General features: G+C 72.2%; 15 protein-coding genes and 1 pseudogene. 6 read left to right on the forward strand and 10 right to left on the reverse strand.

What is annotated here, in order from left to right; all coding sequences use genetic code 11:
• The first annotated feature begins 133 nt into the window (after nucleotides 1-133).
• Entirely contained in the window at nucleotides 134-481 is a 348-nt protein-coding gene (locus ACFYXV_RS13475) for a hypothetical protein (RefSeq protein WP_389382927.1), read from the forward strand.
• An 85-nt stretch (nucleotides 482-566) separates the two neighbouring features.
• The gene (locus ACFYXV_RS13480; protein WP_389382928.1) at nucleotides 567-2,000 is read left to right on the forward strand and encodes a S28 family serine protease; all 1,434 of its coding nucleotides are present in this window, start codon (nucleotides 567-569) and stop codon (nucleotides 1,998-2,000) included.
• Between the two features lie 33 nt (nucleotides 2,001-2,033).
• Here the strand turns inward: ACFYXV_RS13480 and ACFYXV_RS13485 are convergent, their stop codons facing one another.
• Nucleotides 2,034-3,989, reverse strand: coding sequence for a glycoside hydrolase family 3 protein (locus ACFYXV_RS13485; protein ID WP_389382929.1), 1,956 nt, complete (start codon nucleotides 3,987-3,989; stop codon nucleotides 2,034-2,036).
• A 10-nt stretch (nucleotides 3,990-3,999) separates the two neighbouring features.
• Nucleotides 4,000-4,956: a LysR substrate-binding domain-containing protein gene (locus ACFYXV_RS13490; protein ID WP_385470202.1), complete on the reverse strand. Its 957-nt coding sequence runs from the start codon at nucleotides 4,954-4,956 to the stop codon at nucleotides 4,000-4,002.
• Between the two features lie 111 nt (nucleotides 4,957-5,067).
• Here ACFYXV_RS13490 and ACFYXV_RS13495 point away from each other — a divergent pair, with 111 nt between their 5' ends.
• Nucleotides 5,068-6,036 (forward strand): EamA family transporter, encoded by a 969-nt coding sequence (locus ACFYXV_RS13495; RefSeq protein ID WP_385470204.1) that lies wholly within the window; start codon nucleotides 5,068-5,070, stop codon nucleotides 6,034-6,036.
• Here ACFYXV_RS13495 and ACFYXV_RS13500 read toward each other — a convergent pair.
• Nucleotides 5,987-6,484: pseudogene (locus tag ACFYXV_RS13500) on the reverse strand (GNAT family N-acetyltransferase); the annotation flags it as partial. The gene ACFYXV_RS13495 and the pseudogene ACFYXV_RS13500 sit on opposite strands and share 50 nt — an antisense overlap.
• 52 nt (nucleotides 6,485-6,536) lie before the next feature.
• A complete protein-coding gene (locus ACFYXV_RS13505) occupies nucleotides 6,537-7,070 on the reverse strand; it encodes a DUF937 domain-containing protein (RefSeq protein WP_385470206.1) in 534 nt (177 codons plus the stop codon).
• A 326-nt stretch (nucleotides 7,071-7,396) separates the two neighbouring features.
• On the opposite strand from ACFYXV_RS13505, the gene ACFYXV_RS13510 reads away from it, so the two are divergent.
• Entirely contained in the window at nucleotides 7,397-9,643 is a 2,247-nt protein-coding gene (locus ACFYXV_RS13510; protein ID WP_389382930.1) for an ATP-dependent RecD-like DNA helicase, read from the forward strand.
• A gap of 182 nt (nucleotides 9,644-9,825) precedes the next feature.
• The gene (locus tag ACFYXV_RS13515) at nucleotides 9,826-11,115 is read left to right on the forward strand and encodes a citrate synthase (RefSeq protein ID WP_048479416.1); all 1,290 of its coding nucleotides are present in this window, start codon (nucleotides 9,826-9,828) and stop codon (nucleotides 11,113-11,115) included.
• Between the two features lie 390 nt (nucleotides 11,116-11,505).
• Here the strand turns inward: ACFYXV_RS13515 and ACFYXV_RS13520 are convergent, their stop codons facing one another.
• The 3 genes from ACFYXV_RS13520 to ACFYXV_RS13530 all read right to left on the reverse strand — a co-directional run bounded on the left by ACFYXV_RS13520 (nucleotide 11,506) and on the right by ACFYXV_RS13530 (nucleotide 15,095).
• Nucleotides 11,506-13,779, reverse strand: a complete 2,274-nt coding sequence (locus ACFYXV_RS13520) for a heavy metal translocating P-type ATPase (RefSeq protein WP_389382931.1) — start codon at nucleotides 13,777-13,779, stop codon at nucleotides 11,506-11,508.
• A gap of 91 nt (nucleotides 13,780-13,870) precedes the next feature.
• Nucleotides 13,871-14,107, reverse strand: coding sequence for a heavy-metal-associated domain-containing protein (locus tag ACFYXV_RS13525; protein ID WP_383345103.1), 237 nt, complete (start codon nucleotides 14,105-14,107; stop codon nucleotides 13,871-13,873).
• Nucleotides 14,108-14,279: 172 nt separating this feature from the next.
• On the reverse strand, nucleotides 14,280-15,095 hold the full coding sequence (locus tag ACFYXV_RS13530) for a TetR family transcriptional regulator (protein ID WP_389382932.1): 816 nt from the start codon (nucleotides 15,093-15,095) through the stop codon (nucleotides 14,280-14,282).
• 131 nt (nucleotides 15,096-15,226) lie between these two features.
• Between ACFYXV_RS13530 and ACFYXV_RS13535 the strand changes: the two genes are divergently transcribed.
• Nucleotides 15,227-17,515: an MMPL family transporter gene (locus tag ACFYXV_RS13535; protein ID WP_389382933.1), complete on the forward strand. Its 2,289-nt coding sequence runs from the start codon at nucleotides 15,227-15,229 to the stop codon at nucleotides 17,513-17,515.
• A 92-nt stretch (nucleotides 17,516-17,607) separates the two neighbouring features.
• On the opposite strand, the gene ACFYXV_RS13540 is transcribed toward ACFYXV_RS13535, so the two are convergent.
• The 3 genes from ACFYXV_RS13540 to ACFYXV_RS13550 form a co-directional block, all read right to left on the reverse strand.
• Nucleotides 17,608-17,808: an AlpA family transcriptional regulator gene (locus ACFYXV_RS13540; protein ID WP_030297784.1), complete on the reverse strand. Its 201-nt coding sequence runs from the start codon at nucleotides 17,806-17,808 to the stop codon at nucleotides 17,608-17,610.
• Nucleotides 17,809-18,037: 229 nt separating this feature from the next.
• Nucleotides 18,038-19,048, reverse strand: a complete 1,011-nt coding sequence (locus ACFYXV_RS13545) for a Gfo/Idh/MocA family protein (RefSeq protein ID WP_389382934.1) — start codon at nucleotides 19,046-19,048, stop codon at nucleotides 18,038-18,040.
• Nucleotides 19,049-19,068: 20 nt separating this feature from the next.
• Nucleotides 19,069-19,983, reverse strand: coding sequence for a sugar phosphate isomerase/epimerase family protein (locus ACFYXV_RS13550; RefSeq protein WP_389382935.1), 915 nt, complete (start codon nucleotides 19,981-19,983; stop codon nucleotides 19,069-19,071).
• Nucleotides 19,984-20,062: the final 79 nt, after the last annotated feature.

The raw sequence follows: 20,062 nt of genomic DNA on the forward strand, positions 1-20,062 counted from the left end.
ATCTTGCTGTGAGCAACCTTCCGGGGGGTCTGCGCGTCGTACGTGCGTACGCGTCGCGTACGACCGATCGGGGGACAGGGTGGAGTACGGACGGAAGGGGCGCGGCCGGGGGGCCGCGTCGGGGCGGGTGTTCGTGGCCGGGCTGATGCTGTGCGCGGGCGGGCTGCTCGCGGCGCCCGCGGCCCACGCGGCGACCGGTGGCTGCGGGGGCGGCCTGGTCAGGACGCTGCCGCTGCCGACGGGCGAGGTGCGCGTCTACAAGAGCCGTACGCAGGCCTGTGCGGTGACCGTCGCCCACGACCCGGGGCGGCGCCGGGCGATGGCGGTGAGCATCCAGCCGCGCGGCGGGGTTCCGGTCCGCGACGCCGGGCAATTCACCCGATATGCCGGACCTGTCACTGTCGGTTCGATCAGTCGCTGCGTGTATGTAAAGGGGAGCATCGAGGCCGGATCCGTTGATTCCGGCTGGATTCTGTGCTGAACGAGCGGCCCAACTAGGTCTGGTCAGCGGCGCGTTGGCCCCGCTAGGTTCACGGGCGACCGAAGTGAACTCAAGGGGAGGGTGAATGCGCAAGACGCTCGGCTGGCTGCTGTCGCTCGTGATGCTGATCGGCACCATGGGCGCGGCCGGCTTCACGGCCCAGGCGGCCACCGCCGCAGGGCCGTCCGCCGCGACGGACATCAAGGACCAGATCCTCGGCATCGCGGGGATGAGTCTGATCGAGGAGAAGGAGTACCCCGGGTACCGCTTCTTCGTACTCAACTACGAGCAGCCGGTCGACCACCGGAACCCGTCGAAGGGCACCTTCAAGCAGCGCCTCACCCTGCTGCACAAGGACGTCTCCCGGCCCACGGTCTTCTTCACCTCCGGCTACAACGTCAACACCAGCCCGCGCCGCAGCGAGCCGACGACCATCGTCGACGGCAACCAGGTGTCGCTGGAGTACCGGTTCTTCACGCCCTCCCGGCCCGACCCGGCCAACTGGTCGAACCTGGACATCTGGCAGGCCGCCAGCGACCAGCACCGCATCTACACCGCCCTGAAGAAGGTCTACAAGAAGAACTGGCTGGCCACGGGCGGCAGCAAGGGCGGTATGACGGCGACGTACTACGAGCGCTACTACCCGCGCGACATGGACGGCGTCGTCGCGTACGTCGCGCCGAACGACGTCGTCAACAAGGAGGACTCGGCGTACGACCGGTTCTTCGCCAAGGTCGGCACCAAGGAGTGCCGCGACAAGCTGAACGCGGTGCAGCGCGAGGCCCTCGTACGCCGTGAGCCGCTGGAGGCCAAGTACGCGGCCGCCGCCGCCGAGAACGGCTGGACCTTCACCACCGTCGGCAGCCTCGACAAGGCCTACGAGGCCGTCGTGCTCGACTACGTCTGGGCGTTCTGGCAGTACAGCCTGCTGGCCGACTGCGCCTCCGTCCCGGCCGCGGCGACCGCGAGCGACCAGGAGATCTGGGACTCGGTCGACACGATCTCCGGCTTCTCGGCCTACGCCGACCAGGGCCTGGAGACGTACACGCCGTACTACTACCAGGCGGGTACGCAGCTCGGTTCGCCCGACATCAAGCAGCCGCACCTGAAGGGCCTGAGCCGCTACGGCTACCAGCCGCCGCGCAACTTCGTGCCCCGCGACATCCCGATGACCTTCCAGCCCGGGGTCATGGCGGACGTCGACAACTGGGTGAAGAACAACGCCAACCAGATGCTGTTCGTGTACGGGCAGAACGACCCGTGGGGTGCCGAACCGTTCCACCTCGGCTACACCGTCCGCGACAGCTACGTCATGATCGCGCCGGGCGCCAACCACGGAGCCAGCGTCTCCAAGCTCCTGGACGGCGAGAAGGCGCTGGCCACGCAGAAGATCCTGCAGTGGGCCGGGGTCGCCCCCGCCGCCGCGCTGGCCGACGCGGGCCGGGCGACGCCGCTGGCGAAGCCCGACGCGGTGCTCGACCAGAAGCAGATGGAGCGCGAGCCGCAGCTGCGGCCGTAGCCCCGCCGCGGGGCCGCGGGCCCTCGTACGCGCTCAGTCGTACGAGAGTCCGTGGCCCAGCGGGTAGCGGCCCGGCACCGGGACCGGGAGCCGGCCCGCGGGCCGCACCGCCCCGGTGACCACCCGGGCCGCCGCCCGCATCTCCACGTCCGTCCAGGTGTACGTCGCCAGCTCCGCCGCGCACGCGGGCAGCCGGGCCGGGTCGTACGGGTTGCGGATCGCCACCAGGACCACCGGCACCCCGGTGGCCAGCAGTTCCGTGACCAGCGTGCGCTGCGGATCGTCCCCCTCGGCGACGTTGTACGTGCACACCAGCACCGCCGCGTTGCCGGGAGCCGCGGCCACCGCCCGGGCGGGCGGCGCGGCCGTCGCCCGGCAGCCCAGGGCGGTGAGCTCCCGGGCCAGTACCGTCGTGGGGGGTCCCGTCGTACCGCTGGGGGAGGCGGGGTCGGTCCCGGTGACCAGCACCCGGGGCGCGGCCGCCGGGTCCAGCGGCAGCAGTTTCACGGGATTGGCCAGCAGGGTCGTCGTACCCGCCGCGATCTCGTCCGCGGCCGTCAGATGCGCCGGGATCCCCACCAGGGCGTCCGTCCGCCCGGCGGCGGTGTGCGCCGCGTCGAACAGGCCCCGGCGGGCCTTCAGTTCCAGGATCCGCAGCACCGACTCCTCGATCCGGGCCTGCGTCAGCTCGCCCGCCTCCACGGCCGCGAGCACGCTGCGGTGGGCCAGGCCCAGGTCCGGCGGGTTCAGCAGCTGGTCGCAGCCCGCCTTGAGGGCCAGGACCGGGACCCGGTCGTCCCCGTACTTCTGGCGTACCCCGGCCATGTCGAGCGCGTCGGTGACCACCACCCCCCGGAAGCCGAGGCGTTCGCGCAGGATGCCGGTCACGATCGGCCGGGAGAGGGTCGCCGGGTCCCCCGAGGGGTCGAGCGCGGGGAAGACGATGTGCGCCGTCATCACGGCGTCCACGCCCGCCTCCACCGCCGCCCGGAACGGCGGCTCGTCCAGCTCCTCCCACCGGGCCCGGCTGTGCCGCATCACGGGCAGCCCGACGTGGCTGTCGGTCTCGGTGTCCCCGTGCCCGGGGAAGTGCTTGGCGGTGGCGGCGACTCCGGCCCCCTGGTAGCCGCGGACCTGGGCGGCGACCAGGGCCGCCACCGCCTGCGGATCGGAGCCGAAGGACCGTACGCCGATCACCGGATTGGCCGGGTTGACGTTCACGTCGGCCACCGGGGCGTAGTCCTGCCGGATGCCCATCGCGGCCAGCTCGGCCCCCGCGATGCGCGCGGCGCGGCGGGCCTCGGCGGTGGCCGCGGAGTCCGAGCCGGGGTCGGATCCGGTGTCGACGCCACCCGTACCCGTACCCGTACCCGTACCCGTACCGCCTGCCCCGCCCGTACCCCCCGCCGCGCCCGCGCCGTGCCGCGCCCCCAGGGCCATCGCCCCCGGCAGCAGCGTCGCCGGCTTGCCGATGCGCGCCACCGCGCCGTGCTCCTGGTCGGTGGAGAGCAGCAGAGGGATGCCGGAACCGGCTCCGGCCGCCGCCCGCTGGAGGGCGGCCGACAGTTCGGCGATCTGCTGCGGGTCACGGGTGTTGTGGGCCCAGGAGAAGTAGATGATCCCGCCGAGGTGGTAGCGGGAGACCAGCTCGGCGGCCGTGCGCACCCCGAACAGCTTCTGGTTCTGCTCGGCGTCCGCCGGCTCCGGATCGGTCGCCGAATGGCCGTACGCGCGCGACACGAAGAGCTGCCCGACCTTCTCCGCCAGGCTCATTCCGGCCACCAGGCGCAGCAGCGCCGCCCGGTCGGGCGCCTGCCCGGGCGGCCGGTCCCCGGGACGTCCGTCGTCGGAGGGCCCGCTGCCGGGGCGCGGTCCGGCGCCCTCGCCGCCCGGGTCGCCGACCGCGGCGTACGAGGCCACCCCGGCGGCCGTGACGGCGGCCAGGGCTGCCGCGGTGAGCAGGGACCTGCGGGAGGCGTGGTACGACACGGGCCGGACCCTACTGCCGGGCCGCGTCGATGCCGCCGCGGACACTCGGGAGGTCCCCCGGAAGGGGGGCCGCGTACGCCCAGTGCTCCTGCAGGGTCCGCACCGCCTCGGTGATCGCAGGCCGGCGGGCCGCCCCCGTCCGCCACACCGCGTACAGCCTGCGCACGGGGCCCGGCTCCAGCGGTACGGCCACCGCGCCCGGCGGCAGCGCGCCGGTGCCGAGGCGGGGTACGACGGCCACCCCGAGCCCGGCCGCGACCAGCGCGACGATGGTGTGGTTCTCCTCGGCCACGTGCGCGATGTCGGGCTCGAACCCGGCGGTGCGCAGCGTCCGCATCAGCCAGTCGTGGCAGACCCGGCCGGGCGGCTGGCACACCCAGCGCTCGCCGCCGAGGTCCGCCCGGCGGATGACCCCCCGCCGCGTGAAGGGGTGGTCCGCGGGTACCACCAGGTCGCAGCGGTCGTCCCCGATGACCGCCTGCTCGACGCCCTCCGGGGCCGGCAGCGGGGCGATGTCCCAGTCGTGGGCCACGGCCAGATCGGTGACCCCCCGGGCCACCAGGTCCACCGACAGGTGGGGGTCGACCTCGGTCAGGCGTACGTCCAGAGCGGGATGCCGGCGCGCGAGATCGGCGAGCACCCCCGGCAGGAGACCGCGCGCCGCCGAGGCGAAGGCGGCCACCGTCAGAAGCCCGCTCGGCTGTCCGCGCCGCTCCTCCAGGGTGGTCTCGGCGCGCTCCACGATCGCCAGCAACTCCCGGGCCGTCTCAGCGAGGTGCCGGGCCTCCTCGGTGAGCGCGACCCCGCGCCCGCGCCGCTCCAGCAGCGTGGTCCGGGTCTCCCGCTCCAGCTTGGCGATCTGCTGGGACACGGCGGAAGGGGTGTAGCCGAGGGCGGCCGCCGCGCCCGCGACCGAGCCGTGGACGGAGACGGCGTGCAGGGCGCGCAGCCGGGAGAGGTCGAGCATGCGGCCCATCGTAGGCACCGCCGGACCGCAGGGCACCCGTAAGCGATGCTTCATCCATCACGGAAGACATCCGCGCTGGTGCTACATCGTCTCCGCGTCGATGCTCGGAGCATGCGTCCCGTTCACACCGCACTCGCCGTACTCGTCGCCGCCGTCTGGGGCTTCAACTTCGTCGTCATCGAGATCGGCCTCGGCCACTTCCCGCCGCTGCTCCTGTCCGCCCTGCGCTTCCTCGTCGCCGCGCTGCCCGCCGTGTTCTTCGTCGGGCGGCCCAAGACCGCCTGGAAGTGGATCATCGCGGTCGGGGCGGCCCTCGGCATCGCCAAGTTCGGCCTCCTGTTCACGGGCATGGCCGCCGGGATGCCGGCCGGTCTGTCCTCGCTCGTGCTCCAGGTGCAGTCGGTCTTCACCGCCGTCCTCGCCTCCCTCGTGCTGCGCGAGCGGCCCGGGCGGGTCCGCATCGCCGGCATGGCCGTGGCCCTCGCCGGGATCGCCGTCGCCGCCGTGGACGGGGGAACGTCCGGGCCGGTGCTCGGCTTCACCCTGGTCGTCGCGGCCGCCGCCTGCTGGGGGGTCTCCAACGTGCTGACCCGCAAGGCGTCCCCGCCCGACGCGCTGAACTTCATGGTCTGGGTGTGCACGGTGCCGGTGCTGCCGCTGTTCGCGCTCTCGCTGCTGCTGGAGGGGCCCGAGCGGGACCTGGCCGCACTGCGCGGGCTGGACTGGTCCGGGGCCGCGGTCATCGCGTACGTCGCCTGGGTGTCCACGGTGTTCGGGTTCGGCGCCTGGAACCACCTGCTGAAGCGCTACCCGGCCTCGTCGGTCGCGCCGTTCTCGCTGCTGGTGCCGGTGTTCGGGATGTCCTCGGCCGCGCTGGTGCTGGGCGAGAGCGTCTCGGGGCTGCGGTGGGTGGCGGCGCTGCTGCTGGTCGGCGGGGTGGGCATGACCTCGCTGGCCCCCGCCCGCGCGGGCGCCCGTACGAGGGCGGCCGGGGAGGGCGGCGGGGCGACGGCGGGCGGTGCGGCTGCCGTCAGCGCGGGGAGCCCTCCTGCAGCGGCAGCCGCCAGTCCTGCCCCGTGAGGGTGGCGCCGTAGGAGCGGTGCGGGCGCTCGGCCACGAGGGTGAACCCGGCGCGCTCGTAGAGGGAACGGGCCGAGGTCAGCACGTCGTTGGTCCACAGCACCAGCTCGCGGTAGCCGACGGAGCGGGCGAAGGAGACGACCGCGTCGACCAGGAGGGACCCGACGCCGTGGCCCCGGCCCTCCGGTTCGACGAGCAGCAGCCGTAGCCGCGCGGTGCCGGGCGAGCCGTCCTCGCGGACGCACATCACCGAGCCGACCGGACGGCCGTCCAGCTCGGCGATCCAGACCCGCTCCAGATACGGGTCGTGGTCCTGGGCGAAGTCCGCGACGATCCGGGCCACCAGGCCCTCGAAGTCGGTGTTCCAGCCGTATTCGGCGGCGTAGAGCGCGCCGTGCCGCTGCACGATCCAGCCCAGCTCCCCGGGCCCGGGGTCCCGCAGCCGTACCGATGGGGCGGAGTTGTCAGCAGGAGGCTCCATGGAGCCCCAGCGTAGCGGGCTACTTTTTGCCGCCGCCCAGGATCTGGCCGAGGAGGTCGCCGAGGCCGCCGCCCTCGGCCGGGGCGGCGCCGGGAGCGGATCCAGGGGCCGGGCCCGGGGTTCCGGCGGCCGTGCCCTTGCCGGCGGCCGCGCGCTTGGCGAAGACCGCCAGCACCACCGGGATCAGCATCTCGATGACGCGGGAGACGGTGGGCGCCGGGATGCCGGTCTTCTTGGACACCGCCGAGGCCACCGGCTTGCTCAATTTGGCGAGCACCCCGGCCATCAGTCCCCCGCCGAGCAGCCCGCCGCCGAGCGTGGCCACGCCCTGCAACGGGGGTTCGGACACCTCCGCGACCGCCTGGCGGACCTCGTCGCCGTCCTCGTCGTCGGCGTCGGCCTTCTGCCGGAGGTCGCCGGTCATGGCCCCGACCGTCGTCGTGACGGTCTCGCGGGCGCCCGCCGCGTCGGTGCCGAGGAGGCCGGCGATCTCGGTCAGCCGGTCCGGGCCCAGCTCGCCGAGCACGTCGTCCTGGAATGAAGATTCGCTCATGCCTGAAACGCTACTTCTGGGGTGATTCGGCGGCACTTCGAATGGGCACCGGAGCCCGCCCAGGTAATGGAAACGTAAAGTTCCGATTCCGCATGCAACCCCGGGGCGGGGCAGCGGGTCGTATGGTGCGTCGGCACTTCCGGGGAGGGATCTGGGGGGATCGGGAAGTCCGACACGGGAGGGGTAACCGTGAGGGGGTCCGGCCGCGAGGCCGGATCCCCTTCTGGGTTGCCGGGGGTTGCCGGGGGTTGCGGGAAGCTGCCGGGGGTTGCCGGGGTTGTCCACAGGCCTGACGGGCTGTCGGCGCCGGGCGGTAGCTTCGTGCCATGGCAACCAACGGGGCGGTGCAACTGGCGGTGGTCGAGGGGGTGCTCGAACGCATCACCTACGCCAACGAGGAGAGCGGGTACACGGTCGCCCGCGTCGACACCGGCCGTGGCAGCGGGGACCTGCTCACGGTCGTCGGCTCCCTGCTCGGGGCCCAGCCGGGCGAATCGCTGCGCATGGAGGGCCGCTGGGGATCCCACCCCCAGTACGGCAGGCAGTTCACGGTGGAGAACTACCGCACCGTGCTCCCCGCGACCATCCAGGGCATACGCCGCTACCTCGGTTCCGGCCTGATCAAGGGCATCGGCCCGAAGATCGCCGACCGGATCGTGGAGCACTTCGGCACCGACACCCTCGACGTGATCGAGGAGGCGCCGAAGCGGCTGATCGAGGTGCCGGGGCTCGGCCCCAAGCGGACCAAGCTGATCGGCGCCGCCTGGGAGGAGCAGAAGGCGATCAAGGAGGTCATGGTCTTCCTCCAGGGCGTCGGCGTCTCCACCTCCATCGCCGTCCGCATCTACAAGAAGTACGCCGACGCCTCCATCTCGGTGGTCAGGAACCAGCCGTACCGCCTCGCCGCCGACGTGTGGGGCATCGGCTTCCTGACCGCCGACCGGATCGCCCAGGCCGTCGGCATACCGCACGACAGCCCCGAGCGGGTCAAGGCCGGGCTCCAGTACGCGCTGTCCCAGTCCACCGACCAGGGGCACTGCTTCCTGCCCGAGGAGCGGCTCATCGCCGACGGGGTCAAGCTGCTCCAGGTGGACACGGGACTGGTCATCGAATGCCTGGCCGAGCTGGCCGCCGATCCGGAGGGCGTCGTACGGGAATCCGTGCCCGATCCGCAGGGTGGCCCGGACCCGCTGACCGCCGTGTACCTGGTGCCCTTCCACCGGGCGGAGTTGTCGCTGGTCGGGCAGGTGCGGAGGCTCCTGAACGCCGAGGACGACCGGATGCCGGGCTTCCAGGGCGTGGACTGGGACAAGGCCTTCGGCTGGCTGGCCGGCCGTACGGGGACCAAGCTGGCCCCCGAGCAACGGGACGCCGTCACCCTGGCGCTGACCCGCCGGGTGGCCGTCCTGACCGGCGGGCCGGGCTGCGGGAAGTCCTTCACCGTGCGCTCGATCGTGGAGCTGGCCCGGGCCAAGAAGGCCAAGGTCGTGCTCGCCGCACCCACAGGCCGGGCCGCGAAGCGGCTCGCGGAGCTCACCGGGGCCGAGGCCTCCACCGTGCACCGGCTGCTGGAGCTCAAGCCGGGCGGGGACGCGGCGTACGACCGGGAGCGCCCGCTGGACGCGGACCTGGTCGTCGTGGACGAGGCCTCGATGCTGGACCTGCTGCTGGCGAACAAGCTGGTCAAGGCGGTGGCGCCGGGTGCGCACCTGCTGCTGGTCGGGGACGTGGACCAGCTGCCCTCGGTCGGCGCCGGCGAGGTCCTGCGGGACCTGCTGGCCGAGGGCGGTCCCGTACCGGCGGTCCGGCTGACCCGGATCTTCCGGCAGGCCCAGCAGTCGGGCGTGGTCACCAACGCCCACCGGATCAACACCGGCCTGCCGCCGCTCACCGAAGGACTGCCCGACTTCTTCCTGTTCGCGGAGGAGGACACCGAGGAGGCCGGGCGGCTCGCCGTGGACGTGGCCGCCCGGCGGATTCCGGCCAGGTTCGGCCTCGACCCGCGCCGCGACATCCAGGTGCTGGCGCCCATGCACCGCGGCCCGGCCGGCGCCGGAAACCTCAACGGGCTGCTCCAGCAGGCCATCACCCCGGCCCGGCCGGACCTGCCGGAGAAGCGGTTCGGCGGCCGGGTCTTCCGCGTCGGCGACAAGGTCACCCAGATCCGGAACAACTACGAGAAGGGAGCCAACGGCGTCTTCAACGGCACGGTCGGCGTGGTGACCGCCCTCGACGTGGACGAGCAGCGGCTGACGGTGCGGACGGAGGAGGACGAGGAGGTGGGGTACGAGTTCACCGAGCTGGACGAGCTGGCGCACGCGTACGCCGTCACCATCCACCGTTCCCAGGGGAGTGAATATCCGGCCGTGGTGATCCCCGTCACCACCGGGGCTTGGATGATGCTCCAGCGCAACTTGCTCTATACGGCGGTGACCAGGGCGAAGAAACTCGTCGTGCTGGTCGGGTCCCGCAAAGCGCTCGGCCAAGCGGTGCGTACCGTTTCCGCAGGCAGGAGGTTCACGGCGGTCGCGCCCAGGCTGTCCGGACGGCTACCGGTGGGGAACATCACCTAGATGATCGATCATTTGGGGTTCACGCACCGGTGCGGAGGGGGCAGGATGGGCTGGTTGAAGGCACTCAGTGCCGTCAAAAGCACCAAAGGCCGACCCCGAGTGCACTCTCCTGCGCCAAATGGGGGAAGGTAGAGGCAGTCAGGGCACCTCGAAGAAGAGGCACTACGTCGGTGAGGGATGACGTGAGCGACAACTCTGTAGTACTCCGGTACGCGGACGGTGAATACACCTACCCGGTGGTCGAAAGCACCGTCGGTGACCAGGGCTTCGACATCTCGAAGCTGAGGGCCCAGACCGGGCTCGTCACCTTGGACAGCGGCTACGGCAACACCGCCGCCTACAAGTCCGCGATCACCTACCTCGACGGTGAGCAGGGCATCCTGCGTTACCGCGGTTACCCGATCGAGCAGCTGGCCGAGCGTTCGACCTTCATCGAGGTCGCGTACCTGCTGATCAACGGTGAGCTGCCGACCGTCGACCAGCTCGCGTCTTTCCGCAACGAGATCACCCAGCACACGCTGCTGCACGAGGACGTGAAGCGCTTCTACGACGGCTTCCCGCGTGACGCGCACCCGATGGCGATGCTGTCCTCCGTGGTCAGCGCGCTGTCGACGTTCTACCAGGACAGCCACAACCCGTTCGACGAGAAGCAGCGGCACCTCTCGACGATCCGCCTGCTGGCCAAGCTCCCGACGATCGCGGCCTACGCGTACAAGAAGTCGGTCGGCCACCCGGTCGTCTACCCGCGCAACGACCTCGGCTACGTCGAGAACTTCCTGCGCATGACGTTCTCCGTGCCGGCCCAGGAGTACGACCTGGACCCGGTCGTCGTCTCGGCGCTCGACAAGCTGCTCATCCTGCACGCGGACCACGAGCAGAACTGCTCCACCTCCACCGTGCGTCTGGTCGGCTCCTCGCAGGCGAACATGTTCGCCTCGATCTCGGCCGGCATCTCGGCCCTGTGGGGCCCGCTGCACGGCGGCGCCAACCAGTCCGTCCTCGAGATGCTGGAAGGCATCAAGAACGACGGCGGCGACGTCGACGCCTTCATCCGCAAGGTGAAGAACAAGGAAGACGGCGTCCGCCTCATGGGCTTCGGGCACCGCGTCTACAAGAGCTTCGACCCCCGGGCGAAGATCATCAAGGCGGCGGCGCACGACGTCCTCTCGGCGCTGGGCAAGAGCGACGAGCTGCTCGACATCGCGCTCAAGCTGGAAGAGCACGCGCTGGCCGACGAGTACTTCGTCGAGCGCAACCTCTACCCGAACGTGGACTTCTACACCGGCCTGATCTACCGGGCCATGGGCTTCCCCACCGAGATGTTCACCGTGCTCTTCGCGCTCGGCCGCCTTCCCGGCTGGATCGCCCAGTGGCACGAGATGATCAAGGAGCCGGGTTCCCGCATCGGCCGCCCGCGCCAGATCTACACCGGCGAGGTCCTGCGCGACTTCGTCCCGGTCGAGGCCCGCTGACCCGAGGTACTCGAAGCTCTCGAAGCTTGCGAAAAGCGCCCCGCCGTCGATCCCCCCACGGGTCGACGGTCGGGGCGCTTTCCTTTCCCCGGAACGGATTCCCCCCACGGGACCCGAGCCGGGGTGTCGGCGGGGAGCGCACGCGCGGTGCGCTCCGGTGGGGTGTCTGCCGGGACCCGTACGGGTCGGGAGGGCCGCTCAAAGCACCCCGTTGAGCACGCGTCCCGGCCGGCTGATGCCCGGACGTCCCCCAAGACCCCCGTGAACGTCCCCCAAGACGTTCTCGGCATCGCCCCATTAGACCCACTGCGGTGCCGGATGGTTACGTTGCAATCACTGTGATCTGCGTCTCCCGTGAAGAAACTGTGAGCAGCGTGAGGAGAAGATCCTTCAGCGGAAGGTTCGCAACCGGAGGCTGTTGCTCACCACGAAAACGGAGGAGAACGCCATCGCGGCCCCCGCAATCATCGGGTTGAGCAGGCCTGCGGCAGCGAGCGGCAGGGCCGCCACGTTGTAGCCGAAGGCCCAGAACAGGTTGCCCTTGATGATGGCCAGGGTCCGGCGCGAGAGCCGGATCGCGTCCGCCGCAACCCGCAGATCCCCCCGTACGAGTGTCAGGTCGCCCGCCTCGATCGCGGCGTCGGTGCCGGTGCCCATCGCCAGCCCCAGGTCCGCCTGGGCCAGCGCGGCCGCGTCGTTGACCCCGTCGCCCACCATGGCGACCGTGCGGCCCTGCGCCTGGAGCCGGCGTACGACGTCCACCTTGTCCTGCGGGAGCACTTCGGCGATCACTTCGTCGATGCCGACCGCGTGGGCCACCGTCTCGGCGACCGCCTTGTTGTCGCCGGTCAGCAGCACCGGGGTCAGGCCCAGCGCCCGCAGCCGTGACACCGCCTCGGCGCTGGTCTCCTTGACGGCGTCGGCGACGGTCAGCACGCCGCGGGCCTCGCCGTCCCAGGCCACCAGCACGGCGGTGCCGCCCTCGGCCTCCGCGGCCGCCCTGGCCTCCGCGAGGGCGGCCGGCAGGGGGATCGACCAGTCGGCCAGCAGCCGCTCGCGGCCGACCAGGACGGCGTGTCCGTCGACCACGCCCTGTACGCCGAGGCCGGCGAGGGACTCGAAGGACTCCGGGACCGGCAGGGCGCCCGCCCGCTCGGCGGCCCCGGTGGCGATGGCCCGGGCGATCGGGTGCTCGGAAGCGTGCTCCAGCGCACCGGCGAGGCGCAGCAGTTCCCGCTCGTCCACGCCCTCGGCGGTGTGCGCGGCGGACAGGGTCATCCGGCCGGTGGTGACCGTACCGGTCTTGTCGAGCACGACCGTGTCCACGCGGCGGGTGGACTCCAGCACCTCGGGGCCCTTGATCAGGATGCCGAGCTGCGCGCCCCGTCCGGTGCCGACCATCAGTGCGGTCGGCGTGGCCAGGCCCAGGGCGCAGGGGCAGGCGATGATCAGGACGGCCACGGCGGCGGTGAAGGCGGCGGTGGGGTTGTCGGTGATCAGCAGCCAGGTGACCCAGGTGCCGAGCGCCAGGACCAGGACGACCGGCACGAAGACCCCGGAGATCCGGTCGGCCAGGCGCTGAACCTCGGCCTTGCCGTTCTGCGCCTCCTCGACGAGCCGGGCCATCCGGGCGAGCTGGGTGTCGGCGCCGATCCTGGTGGCCTGGACGACCAGGCGGCCCGAGGCGTTGACGGTGGCGCCGGTGACGGAGTCGCCCACGCCGACCTCGACCGGGACGGACTCGCCCGTGAGCATCGAGGCGTCCACCGCGGAGGCGCCCTCGACGACCGTGCCGTCGGTGGCGATCTTCTCGCCGGGCCGGACGACGAACCGGTCGCCGACCGCGAGCTGCGCCACCGGGATCCGTACCTCGGCCCCGCCGCGCAGGACGGCGACGTCCTTCGCGCCCAGCTCCAGCAGGGCCTTGAGGGCCGCGCCCGCCTTCCGCTTGGAGCGGGCCTCCAGGTAGCGGCCGAGCAGGATGAAGGTGACGACTCCGGCGGCGACTTCCAGGTAGATCGAGGAGGAGCCGTCCGTACGGGAGACGGTCAGGTCGAAGCCGTGCCGCATGCCCGGCATCCCGGCGTGGCCGAAGAACAGGGCCCACAGCGACCAGAGGAAGGCGGCGAGCGTGCCGACCGAGACCAGGGTGTCCATGGTGGCCGCGCCGTGGCGGGCATTGGTCCAGGCGGCCTTGTGGAAGGGGAGGGCGCCCCAGACGACCACGGGGGCGGCCAGGGTCAGCGAGAGCCACTGCCAGTTGTCGAACTGGAGGGCCGGGACCATGGAGAGCAGGACGACGGGCAGGGCGAGGACGGCGGAGACCAGCAGCCGCTGGCGCAGTGCGGCCAGCTCGGGGTCGGGCGCGGCCCCGGCGCCGGGGTGCGCGGCCTCCGGATCCGGCTCCGGTGGCGGGGGTTCCTCGGCGGTGTAGCCGGTCTTGACGACCGTCGCGATCAGGTCGGCGACCCGGACGCCGTCCCCGTACGAGACGCGGGCCTTCTCGGTGGCGTAGTTCACCGTGGCGGTGACCCCGTCCATCCGGTTCAGCTTCTTCTCGATGCGGGCGGCGCAGGAGGCGCAGGTCATCCCGCCGATGGTCAGCTCGACCTCGGCGGCTCCGGCCGCCGCTATGGGTCCGTCGTGCACTGTGCTGCTGCTCATGTCCGGCTCCAGGGGGAGGGCCGGGTCGTACGGAACCAGTATGAGCTGGCCGGCACGACCCGGCAGGGTGCTGCGGAGGAGGGGAGGGCGCTCAGCCGGCCTGGCCGGCGAACTCGTACCCGGCCTCGTCCACGGCGGCGCGCACGTCGTCCTCGGCGAGCGGGGCGGCGGAGACCACGGTGACCTCGCCGGTCGCGGCGACCGCCTTGACCGAGCTGACGCCGGGCAGCGCGGAGAGTTCGCCGGTCACCGCGCCCTCGCAGTGGCCGCAGGTCATGCCGCTCACCCGGTAGACGGTGGTGGTCTGGGTGTCCGTCTCGGCACTCATGTCGTTCTCCTCTTCAAGGGCGTGTCCGGTCGCCGGGGGCGGTGGTGACGCGGATGTTCTCGCTCCACCGTCCTCCCGCCACTCGAAGACTATACCCCTAGGGGGTATCAATGCGAGCGTCCGGGGCCGTGTCGGGAGCGGTGTCGGGGTGGATTCCGGAGCCGCGGCCGGGTCAGTGGGGGCGGGGGGTGGCGAGCATCGGCTCCAGGTAGCGCAGCAGCACGGTCTTCAGCTCGGCGACGTACGCGGCGCGCTCGGCGCCCTCGCTCGCCAGGATCAGGTCGAGCGCCGCCTTGAAGACGCCCAGGACCATGGCGGAGACGCGGTTGAGCTCCTCGGGCGAGCCGTCCGGGCAGAAGGCGCGCAGGACGCCCTGGACCCGCTCCAGCAGGCCGGAGTGCAGCTCCTCGCGCTCCTGGGTGATGCCGGGGATGCCTGAGCCGTGCATGAGGGCCCAGAAGGCCGGGTTCTCGCAGTTGAAGGCGATGACCGGGTCCAGGACGGCGTCGAGCAGCTCGGGCAGGGGCTTGTCCAGGTTCTCGGGGAGGAAGGCCTGGCCGTGCATGTCGCGGGCGCGCCGCAGCAGCTCGTCGCCCAGGTGGATCGCGATGGCCTCCTTGTTCGGGAAGAACTGGTAGAGCGTGCCCGGCGACACCTCCGCCTCGCGGGCGATGGCGTTGGTGCTGGCCGCGGCGTAGCCGGTACGGCAGAACACGCTGGCGGCGGCCTCCAGGAGCTGGGCGATCCGGCGTTCGCCGCGGGCCTGGCGGCGCGGGGCGGCCGTCTTCCCGGCGGCGCTCTTGGTGGCGCTCTTGGCGGTGCGCTTGGTGGCGGTCCCGGCGGTGGTGCCGGCGGTGGTTGCGGCGGTGGTGCCGACGGTGCTCTTGGCGGCCTTCCGGGCCGTCTTCGTCGCCGTCTTCTTGGCCACGGTGCTTTTGGTGGCCTCTGGGGCCTTGGCGGCGTTTTCGGCCTGGGGCCTCTCGGGCATGTCGCGTCCCTTGCTTCCCGTGGGTGATTGACAAACACGAGAGGTCGCTCGCATTCTTGGAAAACGCGAGCGACTGCTCGTGTTTGCCAGCTTAAATCGTCTGGCAATCACGGTGAAGGGGACACCGAGTCATGTCCGAAGTCAAAAAACCGCCGTCGTCAGGGGAGAGCGGCCGGTGGACCCGGATCGTCACGGCCCGGCCGCGGCTTTCGCTGCTGCTCGCCCTCGTGGTCACGGCCCTGGCCGTCCTCGCCGGCGGCGGCGTCGCCGACCGGATGGGCAGCGGCGGCTGGGAGGACCCGGACGCCCGGTCCACCTATGCCGCCAAGGTGCTGGAGCGCGAGTTCCCGGGCTCCCAGCCGAACCTGCTCCTGCTGGTGGACGCCGGGCCGGGGGCCTCCGGGGTGGATGATCCGGCCGTCGCCGCCGAAGCCGAGCGTCTGACGGCGCGGCTCGCCTCCGAGCAGGGGGTGGCCGGGGTCGGCTCCTACTGGCGCACGCACCTGCCCGCGCTGCGCTCCGAGAACGGCCGGCAGGCCCTGATCGCCGCCCGCGTCCTCGGCGACGAGAAGACCCGCGCTGCGGTGCTGGAGAAGATCGCCCCGCGTTACCGGGGCGAGCACGGGCCGGTCAGCGTCTCCCTCGGGGGGCCGGTCGCCGTCCAGCGCGAGGTGACCACCACCATCCAGGAGGACCTGCTGCGCGCCGAGGTGATCGCCCTGCCGGTGACCCTCGTCCTGCTCGTCCTCGTCTTCGGCAGCGCCGTGGCGGCGCTGCTGCCGCTGGGCGTCGGCATCGTCGCCATCCTCGGCACCAACGCCGTGCTGCGCGGCCTGACCGAGTTCACCGACGTCTCCGTCTTCGCCCAGAACCTCACCACCGCGCTGGGCCTCGGCCTCGCCATCGACTACGCCCTGTTCATCGTGCGGAGGTTCCGCGAGGAGCTCGCCGCCGGGCGGGATCCGGTGGCGGCCGTGGGGGCCACCTTGCGCACCGCCGGGCGCACGGTGCTGTTCTCGGCGCTGACCGTGGCCGTCTCGCTCTCGGCGATGCTGTTCTTCCCGATGTACTTCCTGCGCTCCTTCGCCTACGCCGGGGTCGCGGTGGTCCTGCTCGCCGCGGCCGCCGCCCTCGTCCTGCTGCCGGCGGCGCTGGTGCTCCTCGGGGAGCGGGTCAACTCCCTCGACCTGCGCCGGCTGTGGCGGCGCAGACGGTCCGCGGCGGGGACCGGGAAGCCGGGCGCGGCCGCCGTGGCCGGCGCCGGGACGGGCGGGGGCTGGGCGCGGACGACCGCGCTGGTGATGCGCCGGGCCCCGGTGTTCGCCATCGCCACCACGGCCGGGCTGCTGCTCCTCGGACTGCCCTTCCTCGGGGTGAAGTTCGGCACCGTGGACGACCGGCAGCTGCCGGAGACCGCCGCCTCCCACCTGGTCCAGCAGCAGATCCGCGACGGCTTCCCGGGCAGCCCCGGCGCCGGGCTGACCGTGCTGGCCGAGGGTGCGGCCGGCCCCGCCGACCTCACCGCCTACCGGGACCGGCTGGCCGCCGTGCCCGGGGTGCGGGTGGAGGGCCCGGTGAGTTCCGGATCCGCGCCGGGGTACGCGTACTTCTCGGTGGTCACCGGCGGCGAACCGGTGGGCCGGCAGGCCCAGGACCTCGTCGGCGTGGTCCGGAAGGTCGACGCGCCCTTCGACACCGCGGTGACCGGACAGGCGGCGGTCCTCGTCGACGCCCAGAAGGCGATAGCGGAGAAACTCCCGGCCGCGCTGGCCCTGGTGGTCCTGGCCACGCTGCTGCTGGTCTTCCTGCTCACCGGAAGCGTGCTGATCCCCGTCCAGGCGGTCCTGCTCAACGCGCTGAGTCTGACGGCGATGTTCGGGGCGGTGGTCTGGGTCTTCCAGGACGGCCACCTGTCCGGGCCGCTCTCCTTCACCTCCACCGGGGACATCGAGACCACCCTGCCCGTGCTGATGTTCTGCATCGCCTTCGGACTCTCCATGGACTACGGGGTCTTCCTCATATCCCGGATCAAGGAGGAGTACGAGCGGACCGGGGACCACGAGGGGGCCGTGCGCACCGGACTGGTCCGCACCGGCGGCCTGATCACCGCGGCGGCCGTGATCCTGGCGGTGGTGATGGTGGCCATCGGCAGCTCCCGGGTGACCAACACCAAGATGCTGGGACTCGGGATCGCGCTGGCCGTGCTGATGGACGCCCTGGTCGTACGGAGCCTCCTGGTTCCGGCGGTCATGAAGCTGACGGGGAGGGCAACCTGGTGGGCGCCGGGGCCGCTGCGGCGACTGCACGAGCGGTTCGGGCTGAGCGAGGGGGAATCCGCGCCGGCCGCGGCGCCGCCGACGGCAGGGGAGGCCTCGGGGCAGGCCCCGGAGCCGGACCGCATACCGGCGGGCAGCCGCTAGTCCTCTGGCCGTGGTCGCTGCGGCCCGCCCGGGCCGTCCTTCCCGGTGGCGGCCCCGGCGGCCGGGTCCGCCACCGGGTCCGCCGCCGGGCCTCAGTCCTCGCGGCGGCCCCGGTTGCCGGGGCGGCGGGCCACCCAGGTGCGGATCGTGTCGGCGTACCAGTAGGGCTTGCCGCCTTCCACGTGGTCGGGGGCGGGGAGCAGCCCGTGCTTGCGGTACGAGCGCACCGTGTCCGGCTGGACCCGGATATGGGCGGCGATCTCCTTGTACGACCACAGCTGTCGGTCGCTCATCCACGACACCTCCTTGTCCACGAGGCGGGGCCGGCCGGGAGGCCGTCGGGGGAGCCGACACGTGGACAGTGACGATCACTCGGGTTGTGCCCGGAGAACGACAGAGGGTGAAGGCAGGGGAGGCCTTGTCGACTGCCTGTGACGAAATACCCGTGTAATGAGGACATGTGTGACACAAGGGCGACGCCTGTGACACATGCGGCACAACGGGGTGGAGCGGGAGGGGGGTTCAGCGGTAGAGGGCGGGGCGTTCCACCAGCTCCACCGGGGTCCGTGCGCCGCTGTGCGCGGCGGCGAGCCCCGCCGTGGAGACGGCGGCCGCCGCGTAGCCGTCCCAGGCGTCGGGACCGGTCACCCGGCCCTGTGCGGCCGCTGCCACCCAGCGCCGCAGCTGGCGGTCGTACGCATCGGCGAAGCGCACGGTGAAGTCCTGCGGGATCTCGCCGTAGCTGTGGCCCGCGGACCGGACGAGCATCGTCTGTCCCTCGCCGATCTGGGCGCTGCCGGACTCGCCGACCGCCTCGCAGCGGACCTCGTAGCCGAAGCCGCAGTTGACGAAGATCTCCACGTCGACGATCGCCCCGCCCGCGGTCTCCAGCAGCACCAGCCGGGGATCGCGCAGCCCCTCGGGGGCCGCCGAGCTGGGCGTGGGGGAGAGTACGGAGACCGCCGTGATCTCCTGCCCCAGCAGCCAGCGCGCCGCGTCGACCTCGTGCACGACGGAGTCGGAGATCAGCATGTCGCTGGTGAAGAAGGAGGGCGAGGAGGCGTTGCGGTGCCGGCAGTGCAGGAACAGCGGCCGGCCGATCCCGCCCGCGTCCAGCAGCGCCTTCAACCGCTCGTACTCGGCATCGAACCGCCGCATGAACCCCACCTGCACCAGGCGCCGGCCCAGCCGCCGTTCGGCCTCCATCACCCGCAGCGCCCCCGCCGGATCCGGGGTCAGCGGCTTCTCGCACAGCACCGGCAACTCCCGTGCCAGGGCGAGCAGGATCGCCTCCTCGTGGGCGGGCCCGGGGGAGGCGATCAGTACGGCCTGTACTCCGGGTGCCGCTATCGCCGCCGCCGGATCCGTGTGCGCGCTCGCCCCGTCCAGACCCGCCGCGACCGCCTTGACCCGGTCACCGTCCGGATCGGCCACGGCCACCACGCGGGCCCCGCCCACCGTCCGCCCGATCCGGCGGACGTGGTCGGCGCCCATCTTCCCCGTCCCGATGACGGCGATGCCCAGGGTGCTCATCTCGTGTTCCCTCCGGGGAGTCAGCGGGCGCCGCAGGAGCGCAGGTAGGCGCGGGTGCGGCGGGCGATCGGCAGCGGCCGGTCGGGCGGGCACGGGTACATGTCCTGCTCCACGATGGCGAAGAGGTCCACGCCGAGCCGCTGGGCGGCCGCGAGGACGGGCTCCAGAGCGGGCACCCCCGACGGCGGCTCGCACATCACCCCGCGGGCCACGGCCGGCCCGAAGGGCAGCTGCTCCGCGAGGACTTCGGCGAGGATCCGCGGGTCGACCTGCTTGAGGTGGAGGTAGCCGATCCGCTCGGCGAACGTCTCGATGGCCTGGACGCTGTCGCCGCCGCAGTAGGCGTAGTGCCCGGTGTCCAGGCACAGGGAGACCAGGTCCGGGTCGGTGGCGTCCAGGAAGCGGGCCACGTTCTCAGGAGTGTCGATGTGCGTGTCGGCGTGCGGGTGGACGACGATCCGCAGCCCGTACCGGTCCCGCACCTCGCGCCCCAGGCGCTCGGTCTGCGTGGTCAGTTCACGCCATTGCCCGGGGCTGAGGGCGCGGTCCTCCAGCACCTTGCCCGTCTTGTCGTCGCGCCAGAAGGACGGGATGACGACGAGGTGGCCCGCGCCCACGGCCTGGGCGAGCGCCGCGATCCGCGACACGTGCTCCCAGGTGTCCTCCCAGACGGCGGGCCCGTGATGGAGTCCGGTGAAGACGGTGCCGGCGCTGACGCGCAGACCCCGTTCGGCGGTCTCGTCGGCGAGGCGGACGGGGTCGGTGGGGAGGTAGCCGTACGGGCCGAGCTCGATCCACTCGTACCCGGAGTCGGCGACCTCGTCGAGGAACCGCTCCCACGGGGTCTGGAGCGGATCGTCGGGGAACCAGACACCCCAGGAGTCCGGAGCCGAACCGATGCGGATACGGGTCAACGCGGGCGGGGAGGACGTCATGACGGCCACCTTAGGGGGCGAGACGAGTGGGAGGACTGCCTGTGACGACCGCGGACGATGTCACGTTCGACCTGATCAC

Source organism: Streptomyces sp. NPDC002181 (assembly GCF_042890485.1).
Lineage (GTDB): Bacteria > Actinomycetota > Actinomycetes > Streptomycetales > Streptomycetaceae > Streptomyces.